Genomic DNA, 21,761 nt, shown 5'->3' with positions numbered 1-21,761 from the left:
TACTTCAGAGTCAGTTTCCTGATACCGTCTCCGAACGTGACCTGGAGCACTTCGACCTTCCGAGTGTGATCGAAGAAACCCGACCAGAACGATTCGGCCGGAAAGGGGGATGGCGTGAGCACTGAAGTTGGAACAACCGGGGACGCAACGCCTGCCTCCCCCGCCAAGACGAACATGTTCTCGAACCTGCTGTCCGAGATCGGACTGCTGTTCACCTTCACCGTTCGCGTATGCGTCGCCGCTTTCACAACTCTGCGACACAAGCGCCTCGCCTGGCGTGAAGCGCTCGACCAGATGTGGTTTCTCGCCCACGTCACCTCGGTCGCTTCGGCACTGGTGATGATTCCCCTCGGCGTGGGCGTAGCTCTCCAGATCGGTTCGCTCGCAGACCAAATCGGCGCGGGTTCATACAGCGGTGCAGTCGTCGCGTTCCTCATCATCGGACAGGCCGGACCGCTGGTCTGCGCCCTGATCATCGCCGGCGTCGGCGGTTCCGCAATCTGCGCAGATTTGGGAGCGCGCACGATCCGCGAAGAGATCGATGCGCTCGAAGTACTGGGCCTGCCGGTGTTGGAACGCCTGGTCGTGCCGCGGATGATCGCAATTGCCGTCGTCTGCCTCCTGCTGAATTCGATAGTTCTCGTGATCGGTTTGGGCGCAAGCCTCTTCGTTCACGTCCTGATACTCGACGGCAACGCACAGAGCTTCCTGCGCAATCTCGTTCAATTCAGTCAACCGAGCGACTTCGCCGTCTCCGGTATCAAAGCCGTTGCCTTTGCTCTCATCTCGGGAATCGTGGCCTGCTACAAGGGCCTGACCGTCAAGCGCGGAGCTCAAGGCGTCGGCGACGCAGTCAACGAGACCGTCGTGCTCTCGTTTGTCCTCGTGTTCGTCGCCAACCTCGCAATTACCCAGTTCTACCCGCTGTTCGTCTCGGTGAAGGGTGCCTACTGATGCACCTGCCCATCGCAATTCGTGCCAAGCGGGCCAGTTCGCGCACCGTCGACGGTCTGAGTCGACTCGGCGATCAGTTCACGTTCCACGCGCGCGTCATCATCTCGATTCCGGCAACCCTCAAGCGATATTGGCGTGAAGTCGCCCGTCTCGTCGCCCAGGTAGCATTCGGTTCGGGCACCCTGCTCGCCGGCGGCGGCAGCGTCGTCGTGATCTTCGCGATCTCGTTCTTCGCAGGTTCCCAGATCGGACTCGAGGGCTACCGCGGACTCAACCTCGTCGGCCTCGCACCGCTGTCCGGCGTGATGTCCGCCATCGCGAATACTCGTGAGGTCGCACCACTCGTTGCCGCAATCACCTTGGCTGCCAAGGTCGGAACTGGATTCACCGCGCAGCTCGGAGCCATGCGGATCTCCGAGGAAATCGACGCACTCGAAGTCATGGCGATTCCCTCGCTGCGATACCTGGTCACCACCCGAATGATCGCGGCGCTCATCGCGGTGGTCCCGCTGTACCTGGTCGGCCTGTTTGCTTCGTACATGGCAACGGCGCTCGCGGTGATCCGGGTCAAAGGCCAGTCGGAGGGAACATACGGCTACTACTTCAGTCTTTTCCTCTCGCCCAACGACATCTGGTTGTCGTTGATCAAAGTCATGGTGTTCGCGGTCGTCGTGACCCTCGTGCACTGCTACTACGGTTATACCGCGACGGGCGGACCTGAAGGCGTCGGGCGAGCAGCCGGGCGAGCGCTGCGCACTAGCATCGTCTTCCTGGCCTTCACCGACGTCGCCATGACCATCGCGCTCTGGGGACTCAAACCTCAGGTGCCCGGGTTGACCGGATGATCGTCACGGGCACCAGTCGAATTGCACTGGCACTGCGTGGTTTACTTGCGATAGTCCTGCTGATCGTCGCCTACGTCTTCTTGTTCAGCAGGGGCACGGACACGTTCAGTTCCACACCGCAGGTCAGTGCTGTCGTCCCTGCCAGCGCCGGTGCGCTGCGAGTCGGATCCTCGGTTCAGTACCGCGGCGTCGTCGTCGGTTCGGTCGCCGATATCGAGCCTGGCACCACCGCTTCCACCATCTCACTCGCAATCGACGAGGGTGCATTCGAGGACATACCGTCGACAAGTCAGGTGCGGCTGATGCCTCGCAACATCTTCGGCGACTTCTTCGTGGACTTGATTCAACCTGACGGTCTCTCGCGCGGTCCTGCTCTCGCGCCGGGTACCGAGTTGGTATCAGATCAGTCCGAAGTCGCGGTCCAGCTCTACCAATCGATCTCACGGATCTACTCGCTCGTTTCTTCCCTCGACCCCGCCGACATCAACGCGGCGCTCACGGCAGTCTCGGATGCGATGAGCGGCAAGGGAAACCAGATCGGTGAGTCTCTCGATTCAGTCCACCAAGCGTTGGTCGGTGCGCAGCCCGTCATCGACGGACTCGGTGACGACCTCGACGACATAGCCACGCTCGCCGACAGTCTCTCGACGAGTGCGCCCGACATGCTCGCCGCATTCGAGAACTCCATCACCACATCCAAGACCGTCGTCGAGAAATCCGACGGATTGGCGGGGCTTCTGCGAGCAGGCACCAGCACGGGATCTGCTGCCACGAGTCTGATCGGCGACAATCGCGACCGCCTGATCACCTTGGTCGACGACGCCGATTCCCTCACCGGTGCAATCACTTCGCGGTCGGACCACATCACCACCTTCTACAACGGCCTGCGCAATCTCACGATCAAACTCCCGCCCGCATTGGCGCACGGCCCGTGGCTCAGCACTGACCTGCGCCTGTCTGTCACAGATCTGTATCCGTACGGAAAGACCGACTGCCCACAATACGACGGGACCCGCGGCCCCAACTGTCCTGCCGCCGCGACCGCGTTCGGCGGAACCGTCGGCCCGGTCGGCAGCCCTGCCGAACAATCCCTGATCTCAGCTATCACCCAGGGCAGTACAGCTTTGGACACTCTCGTGGCGGGGCCGGTCTTTCGCGGCACGACGGTGGTGGGCGGATGAGCGTGAAGAAATCTCTGATCAGGTTCGGACTGTTTGCCGCGCTGTCGATTCTCGCCACCGTGGTCGTGGTGAGCACTCTGATCAACCCAGTCTCCGGGTCTAGTTCGCAGTACCGGGCCGTCTTCGTCAATGCCTCCGGCCTGGTCACCGGCAGCGATGTTCAGATCGCCGGGGTGCGAGTAGGGCGCGTCGACAGCGTCGAGTTGGTGAACAACCAAGCCGTCGTCGGCTTCGAACTCGAATCTACACAACGTATTCCGACCGACGGTCGGGCTGTGGTGAGGTATGCAGATCTGCTGGGGGCACGGACGATCTCGATCGAACCCGGACAGGGCGAACTCGTAGCCGGCAACTACCTCTCCCCCGGAGCCACAATTCCCGTGGAACAGACTCAGCCGGCGATCGACCTCACCGACATCCTCGGCGGTTTCCGTCCCCTGTTCGACGCACTTGACCCCGCAGAAGTCAACGAGCTTGCCGCACAAGTCGTCCAGGTATTCCAAGGACAAGGTTCCACCATCGAAAGCCTGCTGGAGCGCACAGTTGCCGTCACCGAGAACTTGACGTCCCGAGACGCGATCTTGGACCAACTACTGACCAACCTCGACCGGGTACTCACCGTCACGACGACGAATCGACCCAACTTCGTCGAGATGATCAACACGCTCGACACGCTGGTAGGCGGTTTGGCACAGGATCGCCAACAGATCTCGGCCGCAGTTGATTCCGCAGGTTCCCTGACTTCTTCCCTTCAGGACTTGGTGACGCGCGTGGAACCGGACTTGGCTGGCGCGCTGACTTCGATCGATCAGTCGGCCAGCGTCGTCGTCGACAATCGTGAGTCGCTGGCGACCGGTATCACCGCTTTCGATCAACTGTTCACCCAATTGGGAATCGCAATGAGCTACGGCAGTTGGGCGAACATCTACATCTGTAATTTCCGGCTCAGCGCGCTGGACCAATCGGTGACTCTCGGCGGCCCCGAGCGTTCGGCGGTGTGCCGATGAACTGGCTCACCGTCAAGAACCCGGTCCGCAACGGAATGATCTGCATTCTCGTCGGAGTCTGTGTCGTTCTGGCCGCACTCGTTGTCCCTCAATTGATCTTGAAGGTCAAGACCAACAAGTACAACGCCGTGTTTGCCAACGCCACCGGATTGACGCAGGACGATCCGGTCAACGTCGCGGGAGTCCCGAGCGGGGTGGTCACCTCGTTGGCGGTCAGCGGCAACTCTGTTGAAGTCACCTTCCGACTCGACGACGGCGTCACTCTCGGCGAAAACTCGCGCGCGGACATCAAGATCTCGACTCTGCTCGGCCGACGCTCGCTCGACATCACTCCGAACGGATCGCGCTCGTTACCCGGAGGTTCGACCATTCCCATCGAGAACACGAGTGTTCCGTTCACCCTCGACGATCTCGGACGAGGAGCACAATCCACTTCGGAAAACCTTGATCTGCAACAACTGCGAAACATGCTGACCGTGGTGTCCGACAACTCACCGGACGATCCCGAGCTCATTCGCCGCTCGCTCGAGGGAATCGACGCACTCTCCGGAGTAGTCAACGACAACGACGTTGCGCTCCGTTCCCTTCTCACCGGAGCGCAGCAGACGACCGCAACACTGATCGAGCAGAAGGACACTCTGGAAACCCTTCTGGGAAATGCGGACCTGGTGATGGCCACGATCGCCGACCGGCGAGATGTGCTGAATGCGCTTGTACAAGACCTCAATCAGTTGAGCACCACACTTGCCCAGTTCCTGGGTGACAACCAGGCATTGGTCGACTCGGTCATGGGAGACATCCACGAGGTGACGGGAGTTCTTTCCGAGAACGAACAATCACTGACCACGTTGCTCGACAACTTCGCCCCCAGCGTTCGGTACGTCACCAATGCGACCGGTAACGGCAACTGGCTCGACCTCAACTCGCCCTCCACCCTCATCCCGGACAACTGGTTGTGCGTCGTCGGGCTCGTTCAGGGGTGTCGATGACCACGACCGTCAAGAAGCTCGCCGTGCTGGCAGCGATAATGATCTGCGCGATCGGTGCGGTCCTGTTCGTCACGCGTGACGAACACCAACTCACTCTCACTGCCGAATTCACCTCGACAGACGCCATCTTCACCGGCAACACGGTGACTATTCTGGGAGTTCCCAGCGGGAGGGTCGAGAGCGTCACGCCGGAAGGGTCCCGGGTACGAGTGGCGATGAGCCTGCCATCCGGAACACGCATACCGGCCGACGCGCAGGCCTGGGTCCTGTCTCCTTCGGTCATCAGCGACCGAACGATCGAACTCGGCCCCGGCTACGAGGACGGTGAGTTCCTCGCGGACGGCGCAGTGATCCCTCTCGAACGAACTCACTCCCCTCTGACATGGGACCAGCTCACCGCATCGGTGAACGAACTGACGGTGGCGCTCGGCCCTGGCGCGGACGGCGGTGGGATCGGTGACCTCATCGGAGAAGGCGCCCACGCGTTGGACGGCAACGGGCAAGCATTCAACGATGCCGTTCGGTCCATCTCACAGGCTAGTTCGGTACTGGCGGGTGCAAGTCCCGACATCTCCGAACTCGTGAAGAACCTGAACACCCTCGTGCAGTTGATCGCGGACAACCAGACCAAGGTCGACTCGCTGTCGAATTCGGTGACAGTCACCGCCCGCGCGTTCAGTACCCAGCGAGATGACATCAGCGGGGCGCTCGATTCCCTGACCACGTTGCTCGGACAGGTCTCAGCGCTACTCGCCGAACACGGCGAGGCGGTCACCGCCGATCTGGGTGCGCTCGCACAGTTGGCCGGTGCAGTCGCGACCAAACAGGACCAACTGCGCGAGATCATCGAAACGGCACCAACGGGATTCGAGAACGTCGCCAACCTCGTCACCGAAGAAGGCCGAGCCAGAGCGCGATTGAACGTCGCCACCGATCTCTCACAGTTCGACACGACGCGAGAACTGTGCGAGAAGATGCCGATTCCGCTGTGCACCGGGCCTGGGATCGTCAATCCCATCGAATTTCCTTCGGCAGGCAGCTCCGACCTGGCACGCATCCTCGGTGGGGGCAACTGATGGCGTCGAACAAGTCCGTGGTGAGCGTTGTCGTGGCACTTGTCATCGCGGCGCCGTTGACCGGCTGCAGTCTCAACTTCCAGCACCTCCCCCTCGGGCGCGGTCTGCCAGGAGAGTCGTACCCGCTGAACATGGAATTCGTCGATGCGTCATTACTCCCCGTCGGCGGCGAGGTGCGGATCGGCCAGGCAGTGGTCGGCAGAGTCACGTCGATGAGCGCGGAAACATTTGCAGCCGTAGTACATACAGAAATTGAATCGGACATCGAACTGCCCGCCGGGACCCGCGCTCGGATCGAGCTGTCCACCCCGATCGGCGACGCATTTGTCAACCTCGAAGTTCCGGTCGATCCCACGGGCCCCAGGCTCGAACCAGGTTCCACCATCGCGCGATCGGAGACCGTGCGCGGACCCGATGTCGCACAACTGCTCGGCGCCGTCGGAACTCTGTTGAACGGCAGTGGGTTGGCGCAGGTCAAGAACATCGTCAGTGAGGCTGATCAGATTCTCGACGGCAGGGAAGAGACGATCCGCGATCTGCTTGCGCGCCTTGACACTTTTCTCGGAACACTTGACGACCGAAAGGAATCGATCAATTCGGCACTGAATTCACTGAACCGGCTCAGCGCTCTGATCGGTGACGAGAGCGCCACCATCGACGAAGGCTTGCGAACACTCACACCCGCATTGGGCGTGATCGCCGACCAACGACAACCGCTCCTCGATCTACTCGACGAAACCGATCGGCTCAGTACCGCAACCAATTCCGTGCTCGACCAGTCGGCCGACCAGATCTCCGAGATCACCGGACGACTGTCACCCATCCTCGACCAGTTCTCGGCAATGGGCCCGACACTGAGTGAGACCATGTCCAACCTGGACAACGCAAGAGCGCTCCTCGAGCGCGCCAGCCCAGGTGATTACGTGAACATCGACCTCGACGTCGATGTCGAGGGCACCGTGACCGGGGTGCTCAACGAGATAATTCCGGGCGCCGCACCGCCACTGCCACCTCTGCCCGCCTCCGATCGGGAACTGCCGATCACGACACCCCTGCAAGGAGGAACGCGATGAAGAACCGAACCGTCTATTTCGAGATCGTCGCCTTTCTCCTCATCGCGGTGGTCAGCACGACGTATGTGCTCCGACAAGTAGGTGCCGGAGATCCCTTCACCGGAACGTTCTCGGTCACCGTCGAATTGGAGAACGCGGCCGGAATCGCTCCGGGTTCGGAAGTGGCCTATCGCGGAGTCACCGTCGGCGACGTCGAGTCGGTGGAGGTGGACTCTGCCCAGGACCTCGTCGTGATGACGTTGAGCATCGCCGCCGACCAACAGATACCCAACGATTCGCATGTGGCCATCAGCCAGGACACCGCCGTTCCGGTATTGAAAGTTCAGTTGTCCTCGCAGACCGACGGCGGCCCGTATCTGGTTGAAGGTTCGGTTGTTCCGACTGAGCGCACTTCGATCCCGGTCGCGTTGGGAACCGTGATTGCGAATTTCAACGCTGCTGCCGACACCGTCGATCCGGCAGATCTGCGTACCCTCTCGCACGAACTCGGTGAGGGATTGAACGGATTGGGTCCGGATCTGCAGGCGCTCGTCGACAACTTCGACGTGCTCGCGCGCACTGTCCAAGCCGATCAACCGCGTGTCAACACACTCGTCGAGAACTCGCGCTCACTGTTCACTGCGAACGAGGAAAATGTTGACGCTCTTCCCGAAGTTGCGCTCACACTTCGCCAATTGACAGATCAGGTACGAAACTCCGATCCGCAACTGCGCACACTCCTCGATCGAAGCCCGAGTGTTCTCGACAATCAGATACTGCCTCTCATCGAACAGAGTCGTGAGCCGTTCAGTCTGCTGTTGGCCAATTCTCTCGTCTCCACTCAGATCGTCACTGCACGGATGCCCGCCGTCGATGCCTTGTTGGTGGTGGTGCCCAAAGGATTCGAGAAGTTCGGAAGTATCGTCAAAGACGGACGCGCACAGCTTGATCTGATCACAGCACTCGGCCCGGTCTGTATCTACGACACGCCCCGACGATCGGTACAGGACACCTCACCGACCACGCTCGACAAGAACCAACACTGCGCGGACCAGTCGGGCCGGATCCAGAATCGCGGTTCGCAGAACGTCCCCACCGGAGCTGGAACGATCGACGGGGTTGCCGAATACGATCCTGCCCTCGGCACCGTTGCGACCGGTGACGGAACGTCGATTCGTCTGGGCCTCAACGGTGGTCAGAACACCGTTCTCGGTGACAACTCGTTTGCCGCACTACTAGTACAAGGAACGCAATGACCGAGACACCCCAGTCCGAGACACCCCAACCCCAGACCCCCGAGAGTCCGACACCCACAATCGCCGAAAAGCCCAAGCGGCTTCGCAAGCAGACCTTGTTGATCGTTGCCGGCGTCCTGGTCGTGGTCGCGGCGCTCGGATGGGGCGCATTCGCGACCTGGCAGAAATCGGCCGACGAAGACGCGCGTACCAGCGCACTGGACAGCGGACGGCAATTCGCCACTGATCTTGCGACGTACAACTTCCAGAACCTCGATCAGAATCTTTCCGTGGTGCGTGACAACTCTGTCGGCGAGTTCGCCGGTCAGTACGCCCAGGTGGCAGCCAACCTGCAGAACATGATCGTGCAGTATCAGGCGACCTCGTCCGCTCAGATCATTTCAGCCGGACTGGCGAGCAGTGATCGCGACAACGCCGAGGTGCTCGTGTTCCTCGATCAGACGATCACCAATACCAACTCCCCTGATCCGAGGATCGACCGTAACCGCATGCAACTTTCTCTGGTCCGCGAGGACGGCGAGTGGAAACTGAGCAACGTGCAGTTGTTGTGACTCAAAGGTCTGGCGTCACAGGCAGCCGTGTCGGTGACTGCCGATAAAGTGGCCTCCAGAAGTCGACGTGTCCTTCGTCGACCAGGAGCACAGGTTCGAGGAGTGTGTCGGTAGCAGTGGCAGTGGAATCTTCGGTGCTACTGAAGTGGTACTCCGAGACGGCTCGTGACCTGCCGTGGCGACGCGAGGGCGTCAGTGCCTGGCAGATCCTGATGAGCGAGATCATGCTCCAGCAGACGCCGGTGGTGCGCGTTGCGCCCATCTGGGAAGAGTGGGTGGAGCGCTGGCCGGTACCGTCCGCGATGGCAGCGTCGAGTCAGGCAGAAGTACTTCGCGCGTGGGGCAAACTTGGTTATCCACGACGCGCGCTTCGGTTACACGAATGCGCGGGCGTCCTGGCCGCCGAGCACGGTGACGTGGTGCCGGAAGACATCGACACCTTGCTCTCCCTACCGGGAATCGGTCCGTACACCGCCCGCGCCGTGGCGTGCTTCGCCTACGGACAGCGAGTGCCGGTGGTGGACACCAACGTACGACGCGTGGTTGCGCGAGCCGTCCACGGCAATGCGGAACCAGGCAATCCGTCCAACACACGCGACCTCGCCGACGTCGCGGCGCTGCTGCCACGGACACGAGCGCGCGCCGCCACCTACAGCGCCGCTCTCATGGAACTCGGTGCACTGATCTGCACTGCGCGGACGCCGAACTGCGAGAACTGCCCTTTGCCGAACTGCGCGTGGGTCGCTTCGGGCAAACCGGCACACACCGGACCGCCCAAGAAGGTGCAGAAGTTCGCGGGCACCGATCGCCAAGTTCGCGGAAAATTGATGGCCGTTCTGCGCGAGAGCCACCGTCCGGTCGAACGCGCGCAACTCGACATCGTCTGGCCGACCGATCCTGGTCAGCGTGACCGCGCACTACATTCCCTGCTGGTCGACGGACTGGTCGAGCAGACCGATGACGGCCTGTTTGCGCTGGCTGGAGAAGGTACGCCCTAGCCCACTCGCATCGGGTCGCATGCTTCTGCTGGTTCGACGGTCTGGGGTGGTGCAACTTCAGGATCCGAACGCCGAAACGCAGCGGGAACGACGGGTACCACCGGGTCGCAGGGCGGGAGCGTCAGGATCGGTAGGGCCGCTCCGGACGGTGGCCCGCTCGTCGGGTTCGCCGGCTCGGCGCCGACGTTCGGGCGATCAGTGGACACCGCTCGCGACCCGTCCGGCGACAGAGCGATCAGCAATCCCGTCAGCATGAGCAGGAGCGGCAGCACTATCGCCGCCGCCCACCGGATTCTGTTGACGGGCTGAACAGCCGCGCCGCCAGCGGACCTGACCTCGCTCCCCCGATCGGCCGCCACCAGCGCAGCGCCTATCGCCAGTTGGGCGCGCTCGCCGAGATACAGGAAGCCGAGCCCTGCCGATTCGGCGGCTTCGGCGGACAGCTGCCGAGACTCTTCCTTCACCAGCATCGCGACGAGCATCTTGGGCACGGGGTCTCGTTCAGCGACGAGCAGGTCCAATGTCGCAGCAAATGTCGAGCTGTCTGTAAGCAACTCGGCGGTTGCGTAACGGTGCGCCGAGTCCACGACGCCGGCGCTCGGATCGATGGCAGCGATCACAGTCTCACCGCCGTCCGGCCAGAATGCGAGAATCGGCGAAATACCATTCAGGGCGTCGACCGTCCGCAAGTAGGCAATGCGAGCGTCCAGACCGTTGACCAACTCGATGTTCTCGAAAGTGCTGGAGGACAATGAATCCGGGACAAATTCGCGCACGTCCGCGCGCTCGCACAGCACTCCGAGGACGGTGGGGCACAGGTTCGAGCGCAGGGCCCGACCGGTGGCGACCTCGGCAGCGGAGGCGAGCGCGCGTGCCGACGCTTGCGCAGAGGGAACAGTCCCGTTCGCGCCCCACGGATGACGGAACTCGTCGATCGAGCCCAGAAGGGGTGTGTCCGCATCTACGAGAGCTGTTGAAATGGAATTGTTTTCGAATACCACGCCCAGGCTTTCACGCACTGGATCCTCCATTGACTGTTTCTAACTGGTTCTGAACTGTTTCAGGTGTTGCTATCACTGTGGAGCTGTATCAGAACGTCAGGCCACCGACCGCCATTGCGCCTGGTTCCAACACCACGTCCACCGGCGCTCGGCCGTCGACCGTGACGCGATACGTCCCCGGCAGGAGTCCGACAAACGAGAAGCGACCCTCGAACGGTTTCACCGTCCGCGCTGTCGCGTGCCCGCATTGATCGACGCCGTTGATCACCACCGCCTCCGAGATGCCCGACGTCACCAGACCTGAGATCCGACCATCTGCCGAGACAGCTGTCCCCTGGTCTCTCCGACCACCAACAGAATTCCCTTGTGGATCACACACTCCCGGGGTGGTCGCCACCCGCACGGTGACATCGTCCGACCGCACGCGAGCCGCCCCTCGATCTGCGGTGACCAGTGCAGCAATCGATAGACCGTCGGCGTCTTCCCGCTTTCCCGCAGTCATCGTCGCTGTCCGGGTGAAGTACCGGTCCGCTTCCAGATTGCCTATCAGGCAATGTAACCCGAACTCGTCGACACCCGAGCCGTCTCCGCAGTAGTCAGGCACGGACGGTAGAACGAAACCTCGAGGCACCGGAAGCTGCACGACCACGTCCGAGAGCGGGTCGCCCCGGACGCCGATGTCTACGACATACGTCACCGGATCACCTTCTCGGACAATACCGTTGGACGGTCCGGAATCGAGCCCTGGGCCGTCACCGGGATCGAAGGGCGGCGCACCGTCAATCGCCGTCAACTCGACTGTGAAGGGAGAAGCGGACTCTCCCTCGGCTGCCAATCGAACATCCGACTGCATCGGTAGCGCACCGAGCGCAGCTGCGCCGACAAGTAACACTCCTGTCACCACGACTACGCCTCGCACTCTTCGGGCGCACGCTCTCGGTCGGAGTCGGACCGTAACCGCCTTCGACCACACCTCTGACAGACGAGTTCTCACGACGCTCCTTCGATGGCCAACCCTCGGGGCCCGGTCGGGCACTCTCGACCAGATTTGGCGAATCCCGAGCTACGTTCAATAGAAGTCGCTCGAGGGACTCGAAAGCCAATGGTGACGGCATGATTATGTGGGTGAACTTCTCTCACCCGGGGTGAAGTCGCGGGTGAATTGCCCGGGATGACACGCTCTGGATTCGCACCAGCTACGCTCCTCCCTGTAGATAGATGGATCGAGACAATCCGCCCAAATCCGCCAATTAGCGTGGGGCGTGAAAGCAGAAAGGGTCCGCGTTGATGTTCGGGAGGGACGGCCACGACTGGGCAGCTATTCCCGAAAGGCGCACTCTCACCGAGTCGATTCCTCGGCAAGCATTGTTCGCGAAACTGGATCGACGCGCCGCTCTGACCGTCGTCCGTGCACCGAACGGCCACGGGAAATCGTCGTTGATCGCATCGTGGCTGCGCGCCCATCTGGCATCCGAACGAATACTCGTCTGGGTCTCGGCCCCACAGCCCTCGTCGACACTCGAAGATTTCTGGGCCGTTGTCCTCGATCGAATCCACGCTGCCGGAATCGCACTGCCCGACGTCGACGATCTCGCCGATCCTTTCACCGCTGCCGCCAAATCCCTGAACGCCCTCAGCCGCCCCGTGCTGCTCGTGCTGATCAGGCCGGATCTGATATCGGAACCAGAGTTGGACGATCAGTTGATCGATCTCCTCACCCTCTGCCACAACCTGGACCTCGTGGTCACGCTCTCGGGATTCGGCATGTTCGCCGAGCCATACCTTCTCGACACGGATCACGAGGTCATCGGCGCCGATGAGCTGTTGTTCACGACATCCGATACCGCCCAATTGCTGGAACAGGCGGGGGTGCGCACGGCTGAGGGTGATGCAGAACAAATCACATCCCTGACGGGTGGGCTGCCCGCATTGGTTCGCGCCGCAGTCGCCGCCGTCAGGGACTCACGTAAAAGCAACCGTGAGCGAGAGATCAAAACGAACACCACGCAAGCGATAGACGATTACGTGACTGATTCCGTTCTCGCCACCGCTGAGCGCCTAAAGCAACATGAGTTCCTACTCGCGACCGCCTTTGGTCGATCGATCACCGTCGGCGTCGCCACAATGCTGTTCGAGTCCCAGCGCCCTGACACTGCCGAAACCGTTCATGAGATCCGCTCGCGGCTGGTGACGCTGGAGACAGCCGGCTTGTTGTCGCGCGTCGAGGCCGAAGCCGACGAAACATGGGAATTGCCTCCCGCCATTCGACGATCGATACTCGCGCACCACACTCGCGTGGGAATCGATCCATCGCAACGTCTTTCATTCCTCGCTCACAATCGACTCGACAACGGTCATCACGCGTCGGCGCTGGACTACGCGGTCGAGGCACAGAACTGGACCCTGGCAGTAGACATCGTCGAACAACATTGGGTGACGATGATCGTGCATAACCTGGACTCGGTTCGCGCCGCCCTCCAACGGATTCCGGCGGAAGCTGCCGACAAGCACTCTGCCGTTGAGGCCGGGCGCGCCTTGTTCACGATGCATCCGAGCAAGCGATCCACGGCAATCGACTTGCTACCCGAATCGCCGGCCGAACTGTGGGAACTCGGCGCCCAACCCAGCGCGAAGGACGCCTTGAGCATCGCCTGCGTTCAATCGATCATGCTCAGGATGGCCGGTGAATACGGGCTCTCGGCAGAGACCACCAGGCGGCTGTCTCACCTCAGCCGCAGTGCGCTGGAAAACAATCCGGAAGCGGTCAGCGCACAACTCCCCCTGATGCGACTTCAATGGGCGATCAATTTTCAATTGAGCGGCAGGTTCACCGAATCCACGATCAAGGCTCGAATGGCATACCACGGCGCCCTGTCTCACGGAGTCGACTTCATCGCTCGCAACTCTGCGGGTAGTGCCGCCCTGAATTGGGCCTTGGCAGGTGAGCCGCGGCAGGCCAGACACTGGTTCGAACTCGAACAGAAGCATCCTGACCCCGGGGGTTGGCTCGAACCTGTAGTCAAGATCGCCGGCTTGACGGCACGGGCTCTCGCCGCTCTCGACACACTCGACTTCGGTGACGCACGTATCGCACTGACCGAACTCGGCGTTCCGTCCGACACCGAGGAGCTATGGGCGTTCGTCGTCTATGCGCACAGCCAATTCGCCCTGACTCAGAGCAGTGCATCTTCCGCTCTGTCCTTGCTCCACAACGCGATTGGAGTGCATTCCAAGCAGTACACGGCCACGTCTTTCGCGCTTCCTCTGCTGCAATCCGCAGAAATCGATCTCCTGCTCGCACTCGGCGAGGGAAACAAGGCGACGGCTCTGGCCAAGGAAATTGCCGATCCTGCAGCCAACCCGTGGACGCTCGCGTCGGTGGCGCGTTTACGTCAGCGAATCGGCCAGAACGAGGCCGCTGTGGCGCTGTGTCATCAGTTCGACTGGTCTGGCGAATCCTATCCGCGGGCACAGATGGAATCGCTTCTGGTGCAAGCGGTTGCACACTCCGAGTTGGGTGAGCCACGCCTCGCCTCTCAAGAGTGGTCCAGAGCGTGCAGTATCGCGGACCAAACCGGACTTCTGCGTCCGTTCGCGACCATTGGATCGGCGGACGTCGAGAAACTCGAATCGATGGCAGTAACAAAATCGCGTGCACTCGCCGAGTTCTCGAAAAGTGCTCCTGCGGAATCATTTCCGGGATCCGTACGTATCGTGGAGCTGACCGAACGCGAACAGAAGGTCCTCTCACTCCTGGCGCTCGGCATGGGATCGGCCGCGATGGCCGACAAACTCTACGTGTCCGTCAACACCGTCAAGACTCAACTGCGCACTCTCTACAAGAAGCTCGACGTACACAATCGAAACGAAGCGATCACGAAGGCACGTCAGCTGCGCCTGCTGTAGTCCCGTGTCGGATCTGATTCGGACTACATTCTGTAGGCATGAGCACCGATACCTGTGTCTTCTGCAAGATCGTCGCGCTGACCGAGCCGGCGATTCTCGTCCACGAGAGCGAGACGACTCTTGCATTTCTCGACGCCCGACCGGTGAGTCGCGGACACACCCTGGTGGTCCCCAAGCGTCATGCAGAAAACCTCGATGCTCTCGAAAGCCACGAGGGCGCAGAGATGTTCCGCGTCGGCACGCTCATCGCCGGAGCTCTACGCCGCTGCGACATCGCCGCTGACGGAGTCAACTTTCTCGTCAACGACGGGCGTGCCGCGGGCCAAACCGTGTTCCACTCGCACCTCCACGTCGTCCCCCGCCATCGCGGCGACAAGGCGAAGTTCGCTGCCGGACTCCTGGCCAGGCGAGCCGTCGAACTGGAGCAGGTGGGCGCGTCGATCCGCAGTCAGCTCACCGTCTGAAGGAATTCCGTCACCACTTCGCGATAGCGCTGCGGTTGATCGTCGTGAACCAGGTGGCCTGCGTCGGCAATACGTACGTACCGAGTTCCCGGCCTCTCGGCCATCTCTCGCATCTGTCCCTCGGGGGTGATGGTGAACTCTCCCTCGATCAGCAAGGTCGGCACGTCGATCGCCTTCCACTGATCCCAGAAATGCCTCGTGCCCCACTCCTCCGAGATGTCGCGGAAGGTCGACACCTCGCCGTGCAGGTACCACCCGTCGTCGCGGCGGTCGAAAGAGTCGAGAAAGTACTGGCCGGCGACGGGCCCGAAGAATTCCTTCATCGCGTCCTCGGAAGCAAACGGCTGCGGCCACGCCGAGATCATCTGAGCCCAATCCGCGGCGGTGCGTCCGCGAAAATCCGGAGCCATGTCTTCGAGGACCAGTGCACAAACCTTTTCGGGATGCGATGCGGCGAAGCACCACGCGTGCAGAGCCCCCATCGAATGGCCGATCACGATCATCGGCTCCTCGATGGACGCAACGGCAGATGCCAGGTCGTCGACGAATGCCTCGGTGGTCAGCTCTGACGGCGCGGGCCGGCCGTGACCGGCGGCGTCGAACGTGTAGACGTGGCCGAACTCGCGGATCCAGGGCACCTGGCGTCGCCACGTCCTCGAGCTGCCCATGAGGCCGTGCAACAACAGAATCGGTTGTCCTGTTCCACCTTCGTCATGCAACACGAGTGTCACGGTACGCGGTGAAGGTGCGCGGGTAATGTCGCTTGCATGGCAGTCGTGAAGATCAATGCAATCGAGGTCCCCGAGGGCGCCGGCCCCGAACTGGAGAAGCGCTTCGCAGCACGCGCTCATGCAGTCGAGAACTCCCCGGGCTTTCTCGGATTCCAACTCCTCCGCCCCACCGCAGGTGAGAGCCGCTACTTCGTGGTGACGCAGTGGGAGTCCGAGCAGGCGTTCGCCGATTGGCGTGACGGCCCTGCCCGCGAAGCCCATTCCGGCGAGCGTGCGAAGCCCGTCGCTTCGGGTGCGTCGTTGCTCGAGTTCGAAGTTGTTCTGGACGTCGCCGCAAAGAGCTGATCTAGAACGATTGTGCCCGCCTTGGCGGGCACAATCGACGGTCATCTCGGCTTACGCGTTGACACGGTGCGGGCAGTAGTGCAAAAGTTCGCATGTAAACGCGATGGTCCGACAGGAATCCGGTGAAAGCCCGGAGCGGTCGCGCCACTGTAATTCGAGGTGAAGTGCCTTTTTCGGCACGACTATTTCGACAGCCAGACACTTCGGCCATCGCATGGACCTAGGGGACGCGAAAATCCCAGGAGGCTTCGATGGCTCTCGCCTATTCTCCCGATACGTCGATCGATTCGACTCGTCTTGCTTTCCTCGCCGCTGCAGTAGTTCTGTTCGCGATGCTCGCTCTCTACCTGGTCGGATTCGACCAGGGCGCTATCTCTCGCACCGGCATGTACATGCATGAATTGATGCACGACGGTCGACACTTGATGGGCCTGCCGTGCCACTAGTCGACAATTTCACGAAGCTTCTCATTCGTGGTTTGTTGGCTGGTTTGATCGCAGGCATCCTTGCCGGCGGAGTTGCATTCGTGCTGGGTGAACCGCACGTCAATGCCGCCATTGCGATCGAAGAAGCCAACAGCGCCACCGGTGAGGTTGCCGGCGAAGCCGCTGGGCATTCGCACGGTGACGAAGAAGAACCACTGGTGAGCCGCGACGGGCAGCGCGCCGGGCTGTTCCTGGCCACAGCGCTGGCCGGACTGGCACTCGGGGCGATCTTCTCGGTCGTTGCCAATTACGCTCGACGACTCACCGGAATGTCCGGGCCGTTGTTGGCGATCACCATCGCCGTCGGTGGTTGGCTGGCCATCGAGGCCGTGCCCTTCTTCAAGTACCCGGCCAATCCGCCGGCCGTCGGAGATCCCGACACCATCAACCAGCGCACACTGCTGTGGCTGGCCGCCGTGATTCTCGGGCTACTGTCCGTCACCGCGGCAGCAGCGGCGGCAAAGGCAGTTTCCGGGCACGAGTTCCTCAGCGTGCGCATCGCTGCTCCGGTGGCTGCGTTCCTGGTGATCGCCACGATCGGTTACGTCTCGCTTCCCGGCATCAACGAGGTGGGCGAGGACTTCCCGGCAACTCTGCTGTGGGAGTTCCGACTTTCCTCGCTCGCTACGCAGGCGACGCTCTGGCTCGTACTCGGGTTGGCATTCGCCTTCCTCACCGAGCGCGCGACCAAGAACACCGAAGTAGCAAAGAAGTACGCCCTTCGCTGATCCTGCTGTGCGCCTTTATTAACCGCGGGCGGTTAATAAAGGCGCACAGCAGTTCTATTTCAGCTCAGATGATGCACTTCCTGCAGTCCGTACACCGGCGTCGGGATGCCCTCGTAGCGCGCCTTCAACTGCAACGCCAAGTACAGCGAGTAGTGGCGCGACTGGTGCAGATTGCCTCCGTGGAACCACAGCGCTTCCTGCTGCGTCGGCTTCCACATGTTGCGCTGCTCGCCTTCCCACGGTCCCGGATCCTTGGTGGTATTCGAGCCCAGGCCCCACACCTTGCCGACCTTGTCGGCGGTGTCCTGGCCGATCAGATCCGCCACCCAGCCGTTCATCGAGCCGTAGCCGGTCGCGTAGACCACCACGTCGGCAGGCAATTCCGTACCGTCTTCGAGGATCACGCTGTTCTCGGTCAGCTCACGAATGTTGCCGTGCGCGAGCTTGATGTCCCCGTTCGCGACCAGTTCGGCCGCGCCGACGTCGATGTAGTAACCCGAGCCGCGTCGTAGGTACTTCATGAACAGACCTGAACCGTCGTCACCCCAGTCGTGCTCGAAGCCCGCCTTCTCGAGGCGATCGTAGAAATCCTTGTCGCGCTCACGGATTGCGTCGTACACCGGGATCTGGAACTCGTGCATGATCCGGTACGGCAGCGAACCGAACGTGAGGTCCGCCTTGTGTGTCGTCATGCCCGCGGCCAGTGCTCGCTCCGAGTACAGATCGCCCAAGCCCAAATCCATCAGCGAATCCGACTTCACGATGTGCGTCGAGCTGCGCTGCACCATCGTGACGTCGATGCCGTTCTCCCACAGTGCGCCGCAGATGTCGTGCGAGGAGTTATTGGCCCCGATCACGACGACCTTCTTGCCCACGTACTGATCCGGGCCGGGGTGCTTGCTCGAGTGGTGCTGATCGCCGAGGAACTTGTCCTGCCCGGGGAACGTCGGAACGTTGGCCTTGCCGGACATACCCGTCGCCATCACCAACTGCTTGGGACGCAACGTCAGCTTCTCGCCGTTGCGGTTGACCTCGACGGTCCATTCCTGGGTCTTCTCGTCGAACGACGCAGAGGTGCAGGTCGTGGAACTCCAGTACGGAACCTCCATGACCTTGGTGTACATCTCGAGCCAGTCGCCGATCTTGTCCTTGGGCGCGAACACCGGCCAGTTGTCGGGGAACGGCATGTATGGCAGGTGGTCGTACCAAACCGGATCGTGCAGGCACAGGGACTTGTAGCGTCCACGCCACTGGTCGCCCGGCCGCTCGTGGCTGTCGATCACGATGGCCGGAACTCCGAGTTGGCGCATCCGGGCACCGAGGGCGATGCCTCCCTGTCCGCCGCCGACGATCACGACGTAAGGCTGTGTGGTGTAACCGAGTTCGCGATCCTCGATCTCCTTCTGCTCGGCCCACGTGATGCGGTTCGGGTCTGCTCCGTGCTTCGCTCCACGAGGCCGGCGAGTGCCCTTACCTTCTTCGTGTCCCTTCAATTCCTGCAACGACGTCAGCAGGGTCCAACCTTCATCTCCTTTCAAACGAAGGTGCCCGTGCGCGCGACCGGTTGCAGTCTCGAATTCGATCCAGGCCGACGTGACGCCGTCGGCTTCGTCGGGTGTCTCGGTGGTCCGGAATCCCGAAGGATCGGTGTCGTCGAGACGCTCGGAGAGCATGTCGGCAATCTGCTCGCGACCTTCGACGGTCTTGATGTTCCAGGTGAACGACACCAAGTCGCGCCAGAAGCTGTCGAGTGCAAATTTGCCTGCCACACGCTCGATGTCACGAGCCGCGAGGGCCGACTCGAAATCCGCCAGCCAGGCGTCGACGCGTTCCTGAGGTGTCACCGCCGTCAACTTCACCTCGGGGGTGACTGCGGAATCGATGGTTTGCGTCATCACTTCTCCTTGTTTGTGAATGTGAGACACAGCACATCCCATAAGTGGCCCCGGTCACAAGCGTTGCAGTCTGTTGCAATCAGCGGGCGCGGTGCCGCCGCCCGATACCGGTTACCCGCACCGATGTGCGGGCAACCGACTCACCCCTCAGTAGGCTTGAATTTGCCGAGTCCCAGCGACTGAAATCCCACGACGTAGAACAGCGTCCACAACACGGCCCAGTCCACGAAACCCAGTGCATTGCCGTGTAATCCGTCGACAACTGCCGGCTCGTGAAGAATGTGCTCTGCCGCAAAGCGGTAATAGAACAAGAATGTGACCACCGCGAGCGCAAACGTGAGCAGCGCGCGGATCGCCAGGTTGACCCCGTCCGCAAAGCCCGTGGGCTTGTTACCGAAGGCGTTGGCCCAGAAGATCATCCAGAAGGCCCAGCACACACCGAGCTGCGCCGGGAACTGATGGACCACACCACCCAACTCGGCAACGGCATCGCTTCCCACCAACACCTTCACGACCGGAAGTGCCACGAAGTACAAGCCGGTTCCGACGGCGAAGTTACCGATCGTGGCTGCGAGCGCCGTCTTACCGCCGCCGCCGAACAGTCGCCACGGCCAGTTGTCGAGCGTCTGGCCAGTCAGGATCACGACCACCACGACGCAGTAGAACCATCCGAGTGCGGTGTCGACGGTCATCAACGGATCCGTGGCGGACAGCGACACGGACGGCAGACCGAACACGAAGTACAGCGCCAGCGTCGGGACGGCGACAAACGCGATCTCACACAAACCCACCAACGGCTGCTTCATCCCGAGGGAAGTCCACGGCCAATGCTGCCAGTTCAGGACCACCATCACCCAGGTCCCGAAGCCGAAGAGCACGAACAGCGCACCCGCGAAATATCCGAGGCCGCCCTCACGATCGGCCGCGAAATCCGGGTACAAACTCCCCAAGCCGTTTGCCAGGAGCCACGTCACCACGACGGCGAAGACCGCGGTCGCGACCATGATCGCCAAGCCTTTCGCCGGCTGTGGGAGTCGATCGAAGCCGGCGAACTCGCAATTGAAGCCGATGAACACAACAAAAAGGATTGCCCAGAAAAGCGCCGCGTTGAACGGCAGAGGATAGAAACTCCAGGGACTGGTGGTCGGATCGGCCAGAAGGTACCAACTCGCCACGGCCAGCACGAGAACGATCACGAGGTTCGCGATCCCGAACCCGATCCAGCGGCGTGACGGTTGTCGGCTCGGCGTGGCCGGTTCCGTGGGTGTGTCGACTGTAGCGGTCATGTGCCCTCTCCCAGATTGTCTCGCAAGATGATTCGCGAAGTGGTGGCGCAACTATGGAACCGTCGCGCGGGGTACCGGGAGGGTTGCCGAGGGTTGCAACTGCTGTCCGATTTTCCGGAATTGCAACACGGTGCAACCCTTCCGCATTGTGGTCGCCGTCACATACAAATCACTCACCGGTTCACAACCGACTGGTTCACTGCTTACGAGGAGATCTGCATGAGCATCACGGGCAAGGTAGTACTGGTCACCGGCGCCGGCCAAGGAATCGGACGCGGAATCGCTCTCCGCCTCGCCCACGACGGCGCCGACATCGCGTTGGTCGACCTCGACCAGACCAAGCTGGATGCGGTTGCCGACGAGATCAGACAGATCGGTCGTCGTGCGACGACGTTTATCGCCGATGTCAGCGATCGCGCGCAGGTTCACGCCGCAGTCGAACACGCGCACAGTGAGTTGAGCGGATTCGACGTCATCGTCAACAACGCGGGAATCGCTCTCGTCGGCCCGATCTCCGATGCGACGCCGGAAGAGGTCTCCAAGATCTGGAGCGTCAACGTCGACGGTGTCCTGTGGGGAATTCAAGCCGCAGCGGCAAAGTTCCAGGCGCTCGGTCAGCGCGGAAAGATCATCAACGCGTCGTCCATCGCCGGTCATGACGGGTTCGCCATGTTAGGTGTTTACAGCGCAACAAAATTCGCGGTCAGGGCCCTCACTCAGGCTGCGGCCAAGGAATACGCGTCCGACGGAATCACCGTCAACGCGTACTGCCCCGGCGTCGTGGGCACCGACATGTGGGTGACGATCGACAAGAGGTTCGCCGAGTTGACCGGTGCGCCAGAGGGCGCCACCTACGAGAAGTTCGTCGGCGGAATTGCGCTGGGTCGAGCTGAAACCCCCGACGACGTAGCCGGTTTCGTCTCTTACCTCGCTGGGCCCGATTCCGACTACATGACCGGGCAGGCCGGTCTCATCGACGGCGGTCTCGTCTACCGCTGACCGAGGTGTCTT

General features: G+C 61.6%; 21 protein-coding genes and 1 riboswitch. Of the genes, 16 read left to right on the top strand and 5 right to left on the bottom strand.

Translation table 11 applies throughout. From position 1 onward, the window contains the following. Positions 1-114: 114 nt before the first annotated feature. The 10 genes from AC3WQS_RS10765 to AC3WQS_RS10720 all read left to right on the top strand — a co-directional run bounded on the left by AC3WQS_RS10765 (position 115) and on the right by AC3WQS_RS10720 (position 9,909). Positions 115-954 carry an MlaE family ABC transporter permease gene (locus tag AC3WQS_RS10765; protein ID WP_232816805.1) on the top strand — a complete coding sequence of 280 codons (840 nt, stop codon included), beginning with the start codon at positions 115-117 and terminating at the stop codon, positions 952-954. Then, the gene (locus tag AC3WQS_RS10760) at positions 954-1,799 is read left to right on the top strand and encodes an MlaE family ABC transporter permease (protein WP_019746829.1); all 846 of its coding nucleotides are present in this window, start codon (positions 954-956) and stop codon (positions 1,797-1,799) included. The genes AC3WQS_RS10765 and AC3WQS_RS10760 overlap by 1 nt, the downstream gene beginning before the upstream one ends. After that, complete coding sequence (locus tag AC3WQS_RS10755; RefSeq protein ID WP_097387908.1) at positions 1,796-2,980, top strand: MCE family protein; 1,185 nt, start codon at positions 1,796-1,798, stop codon at positions 2,978-2,980. Before AC3WQS_RS10760 ends, AC3WQS_RS10755 begins: the two co-directional genes overlap by 4 nt. Continuing rightward, on the top strand, positions 2,977-3,987 hold the full coding sequence (locus tag AC3WQS_RS10750; protein WP_113682093.1) for an MCE family protein: 1,011 nt from the start codon (positions 2,977-2,979) through the stop codon (positions 3,985-3,987). Before AC3WQS_RS10755 ends, AC3WQS_RS10750 begins: the two co-directional genes overlap by 4 nt. Beyond that, a complete protein-coding gene (locus AC3WQS_RS10745; protein ID WP_492712750.1) occupies positions 3,984-4,976 on the top strand; it encodes an MCE family protein in 993 nt (330 codons plus the stop codon). The genes AC3WQS_RS10750 and AC3WQS_RS10745 overlap by 4 nt, the downstream gene beginning before the upstream one ends. Further along, on the top strand, positions 4,973-6,052 hold the full coding sequence (locus AC3WQS_RS10740) for an MCE family protein (RefSeq protein WP_052740911.1): 1,080 nt from the start codon (positions 4,973-4,975) through the stop codon (positions 6,050-6,052). The genes AC3WQS_RS10745 and AC3WQS_RS10740 overlap by 4 nt, the downstream gene beginning before the upstream one ends. After that, positions 6,052-7,125 carry an MCE family protein gene (locus tag AC3WQS_RS10735; protein ID WP_142006432.1) on the top strand — a complete coding sequence of 358 codons (1,074 nt, stop codon included), beginning with the start codon at positions 6,052-6,054 and terminating at the stop codon, positions 7,123-7,125. The genes AC3WQS_RS10740 and AC3WQS_RS10735 overlap by 1 nt, the downstream gene beginning before the upstream one ends. Next, the gene (locus AC3WQS_RS10730) at positions 7,122-8,360 is read left to right on the top strand and encodes an MlaD family protein (RefSeq protein WP_046377901.1); all 1,239 of its coding nucleotides are present in this window, start codon (positions 7,122-7,124) and stop codon (positions 8,358-8,360) included. Before AC3WQS_RS10735 ends, AC3WQS_RS10730 begins: the two co-directional genes overlap by 4 nt. Next, positions 8,357-8,911: an Rv1363c family protein gene (locus AC3WQS_RS10725; protein ID WP_142006430.1), complete on the top strand. Its 555-nt coding sequence runs from the start codon at positions 8,357-8,359 to the stop codon at positions 8,909-8,911. Before AC3WQS_RS10730 ends, AC3WQS_RS10725 begins: the two co-directional genes overlap by 4 nt. Positions 8,912-9,027: 116 nt before the next feature. After that, positions 9,028-9,909, top strand: coding sequence for an HhH-GPD family protein (locus AC3WQS_RS10720; protein WP_438472914.1), 882 nt, complete (start codon positions 9,028-9,030; stop codon positions 9,907-9,909). On the opposite strand, the gene AC3WQS_RS10715 is transcribed toward AC3WQS_RS10720, so the two are convergent. Beyond that, entirely contained in the window at positions 9,906-10,940 is a 1,035-nt protein-coding gene (locus tag AC3WQS_RS10715; RefSeq protein WP_492712751.1) for a hypothetical protein, read from the bottom strand. The two genes, AC3WQS_RS10720 and AC3WQS_RS10715, sit on opposite strands and share 4 nt — an antisense overlap. A 58-nt stretch (positions 10,941-10,998) precedes the next feature. After that, positions 10,999-11,811, bottom strand: coding sequence for a hypothetical protein (locus AC3WQS_RS10710; RefSeq protein WP_492741457.1), 813 nt, complete (start codon positions 11,809-11,811; stop codon positions 10,999-11,001). A gap of 386 nt (positions 11,812-12,197) precedes the next feature. On the opposite strand from AC3WQS_RS10710, the gene AC3WQS_RS10705 reads away from it, so the two are divergent. Both AC3WQS_RS10705 and AC3WQS_RS10700 read left to right on the top strand, forming a co-directional pair. Beyond that, complete coding sequence (locus tag AC3WQS_RS10705) at positions 12,198-14,816, top strand: helix-turn-helix transcriptional regulator (RefSeq protein WP_492712753.1); 2,619 nt, start codon at positions 12,198-12,200, stop codon at positions 14,814-14,816. Positions 14,817-14,854: 38 nt separating this feature from the next. Continuing rightward, positions 14,855-15,280 carry an HIT family protein gene (locus tag AC3WQS_RS10700; protein WP_019746817.1) on the top strand — a complete coding sequence of 142 codons (426 nt, stop codon included), beginning with the start codon at positions 14,855-14,857 and terminating at the stop codon, positions 15,278-15,280. Here AC3WQS_RS10700 and AC3WQS_RS10695 read toward each other — a convergent pair. Beyond that, positions 15,265-16,002 carry an alpha/beta fold hydrolase gene (locus AC3WQS_RS10695; RefSeq protein WP_029254422.1) on the bottom strand — a complete coding sequence of 246 codons (738 nt, stop codon included), beginning with the start codon at positions 16,000-16,002 and terminating at the stop codon, positions 15,265-15,267. The genes AC3WQS_RS10700 and AC3WQS_RS10695 overlap by 16 nt on opposite strands. 45 nt (positions 16,003-16,047) lie before the next feature. Between AC3WQS_RS10695 and mhuD the strand changes: the two genes are divergently transcribed. From mhuD to AC3WQS_RS10680, 3 genes are all read left to right on the top strand, one after another. After that, on the top strand, positions 16,048-16,356 hold the full coding sequence (mhuD, locus tag AC3WQS_RS10690) for a mycobilin-forming heme oxygenase MhuD (protein WP_007726927.1): 309 nt from the start codon (positions 16,048-16,050) through the stop codon (positions 16,354-16,356). 87 nt (positions 16,357-16,443) lie between these two features. Further along, a riboswitch (cobalamin riboswitch) is annotated at positions 16,444-16,582 on the top strand. A gap of 25 nt (positions 16,583-16,607) precedes the next feature. Continuing rightward, positions 16,608-16,802, top strand: coding sequence for a CbtB domain-containing protein (locus AC3WQS_RS10685; RefSeq protein WP_003945915.1), 195 nt, complete (start codon positions 16,608-16,610; stop codon positions 16,800-16,802). Next, positions 16,793-17,569, top strand: a complete 777-nt coding sequence (locus AC3WQS_RS10680) for a CbtA family protein (protein WP_019746815.1) — start codon at positions 16,793-16,795, stop codon at positions 17,567-17,569. Before AC3WQS_RS10685 ends, AC3WQS_RS10680 begins: the two co-directional genes overlap by 10 nt. A gap of 59 nt (positions 17,570-17,628) precedes the next feature. Here the strand turns inward: AC3WQS_RS10680 and AC3WQS_RS10675 are convergent, their stop codons facing one another. Together AC3WQS_RS10675 and AC3WQS_RS10670 are read right to left on the bottom strand one after the other, a co-directional pair. After that, positions 17,629-19,464, bottom strand: a complete 1,836-nt coding sequence (locus AC3WQS_RS10675; protein WP_020968370.1) for a flavin-containing monooxygenase — start codon at positions 19,462-19,464, stop codon at positions 17,629-17,631. A gap of 140 nt (positions 19,465-19,604) precedes the next feature. Beyond that, positions 19,605-20,750, bottom strand: a complete 1,146-nt coding sequence (locus AC3WQS_RS10670) for a hypothetical protein (protein ID WP_060939437.1) — start codon at positions 20,748-20,750, stop codon at positions 19,605-19,607. 219 nt (positions 20,751-20,969) lie between these two features. On the opposite strand from AC3WQS_RS10670, the gene AC3WQS_RS10665 reads away from it, so the two are divergent. Next, the gene (locus AC3WQS_RS10665; protein WP_020906092.1) at positions 20,970-21,749 is read left to right on the top strand and encodes an acetoin reductase; all 780 of its coding nucleotides are present in this window, start codon (positions 20,970-20,972) and stop codon (positions 21,747-21,749) included. Positions 21,750-21,761 lie beyond the last annotated feature (12 nt).

It is taken from the genome of Rhodococcus sp. FW305-130 (assembly GCF_058788335.1).
The sequence above is the reverse complement of the archived record's forward strand: the minus strand, read 5'-3'. Positions and strand labels throughout refer to the sequence as shown.

Excerpts from the sequence above, each read along its gene's own strand:
- AC3WQS_RS10745 (WP_492712750.1), top strand. The coding sequence starts at position 3,984 with ATGAACTGGCTCACCGTCAAGAACCCGGTCCGCAACGGAATGATCTGC.
- AC3WQS_RS10735 (WP_142006432.1), top strand. The coding sequence starts at position 6,052 with ATGGCGTCGAACAAGTCCGTGGTGAGCGTTGTCGTGGCACTTGTCATC.
- AC3WQS_RS10740 (WP_052740911.1), top strand. The coding sequence starts at position 4,973 with ATGACCACGACCGTCAAGAAGCTCGCCGTGCTGGCAGCGATAATGATC.
- AC3WQS_RS10675 (WP_020968370.1), bottom strand. The coding sequence starts at position 19,464 with ATGACGCAAACCATCGATTCCGCAGTCACCCCCGAGGTGAAGTTGACG.
- AC3WQS_RS10725 (WP_142006430.1), top strand. The coding sequence starts at position 8,357 with ATGACCGAGACACCCCAGTCCGAGACACCCCAACCCCAGACCCCCGAG.
- AC3WQS_RS10730 (WP_046377901.1), top strand. The coding sequence starts at position 7,122 with ATGAAGAACCGAACCGTCTATTTCGAGATCGTCGCCTTTCTCCTCATC.
- AC3WQS_RS10715 (WP_492712751.1), bottom strand. The coding sequence starts at position 10,940 with ATGGAGGATCCAGTGCGTGAAAGCCTGGGCGTGGTATTCGAAAACAAT.
- AC3WQS_RS10665 (WP_020906092.1), top strand. The coding sequence starts at position 20,970 with ATGAGCATCACGGGCAAGGTAGTACTGGTCACCGGCGCCGGCCAAGGA.
- AC3WQS_RS10685 (WP_003945915.1), top strand. The coding sequence starts at position 16,608 with ATGGCTCTCGCCTATTCTCCCGATACGTCGATCGATTCGACTCGTCTT.
- AC3WQS_RS10755 (WP_097387908.1), top strand. The coding sequence starts at position 1,796 with ATGATCGTCACGGGCACCAGTCGAATTGCACTGGCACTGCGTGGTTTA.
- AC3WQS_RS10760 (WP_019746829.1), top strand. The coding sequence starts at position 954 with ATGCACCTGCCCATCGCAATTCGTGCCAAGCGGGCCAGTTCGCGCACC.
- AC3WQS_RS10750 (WP_113682093.1), top strand. The coding sequence starts at position 2,977 with ATGAGCGTGAAGAAATCTCTGATCAGGTTCGGACTGTTTGCCGCGCTG.
- AC3WQS_RS10670 (WP_060939437.1), bottom strand. The coding sequence starts at position 20,750 with ATGACCGCTACAGTCGACACACCCACGGAACCGGCCACGCCGAGCCGA.
- mhuD (WP_007726927.1), top strand. The coding sequence starts at position 16,048 with ATGGCAGTCGTGAAGATCAATGCAATCGAGGTCCCCGAGGGCGCCGGC.
- AC3WQS_RS10705 (WP_492712753.1), top strand. The coding sequence starts at position 12,198 with ATGTTCGGGAGGGACGGCCACGACTGGGCAGCTATTCCCGAAAGGCGC.
- AC3WQS_RS10700 (WP_019746817.1), top strand. The coding sequence starts at position 14,855 with ATGAGCACCGATACCTGTGTCTTCTGCAAGATCGTCGCGCTGACCGAG.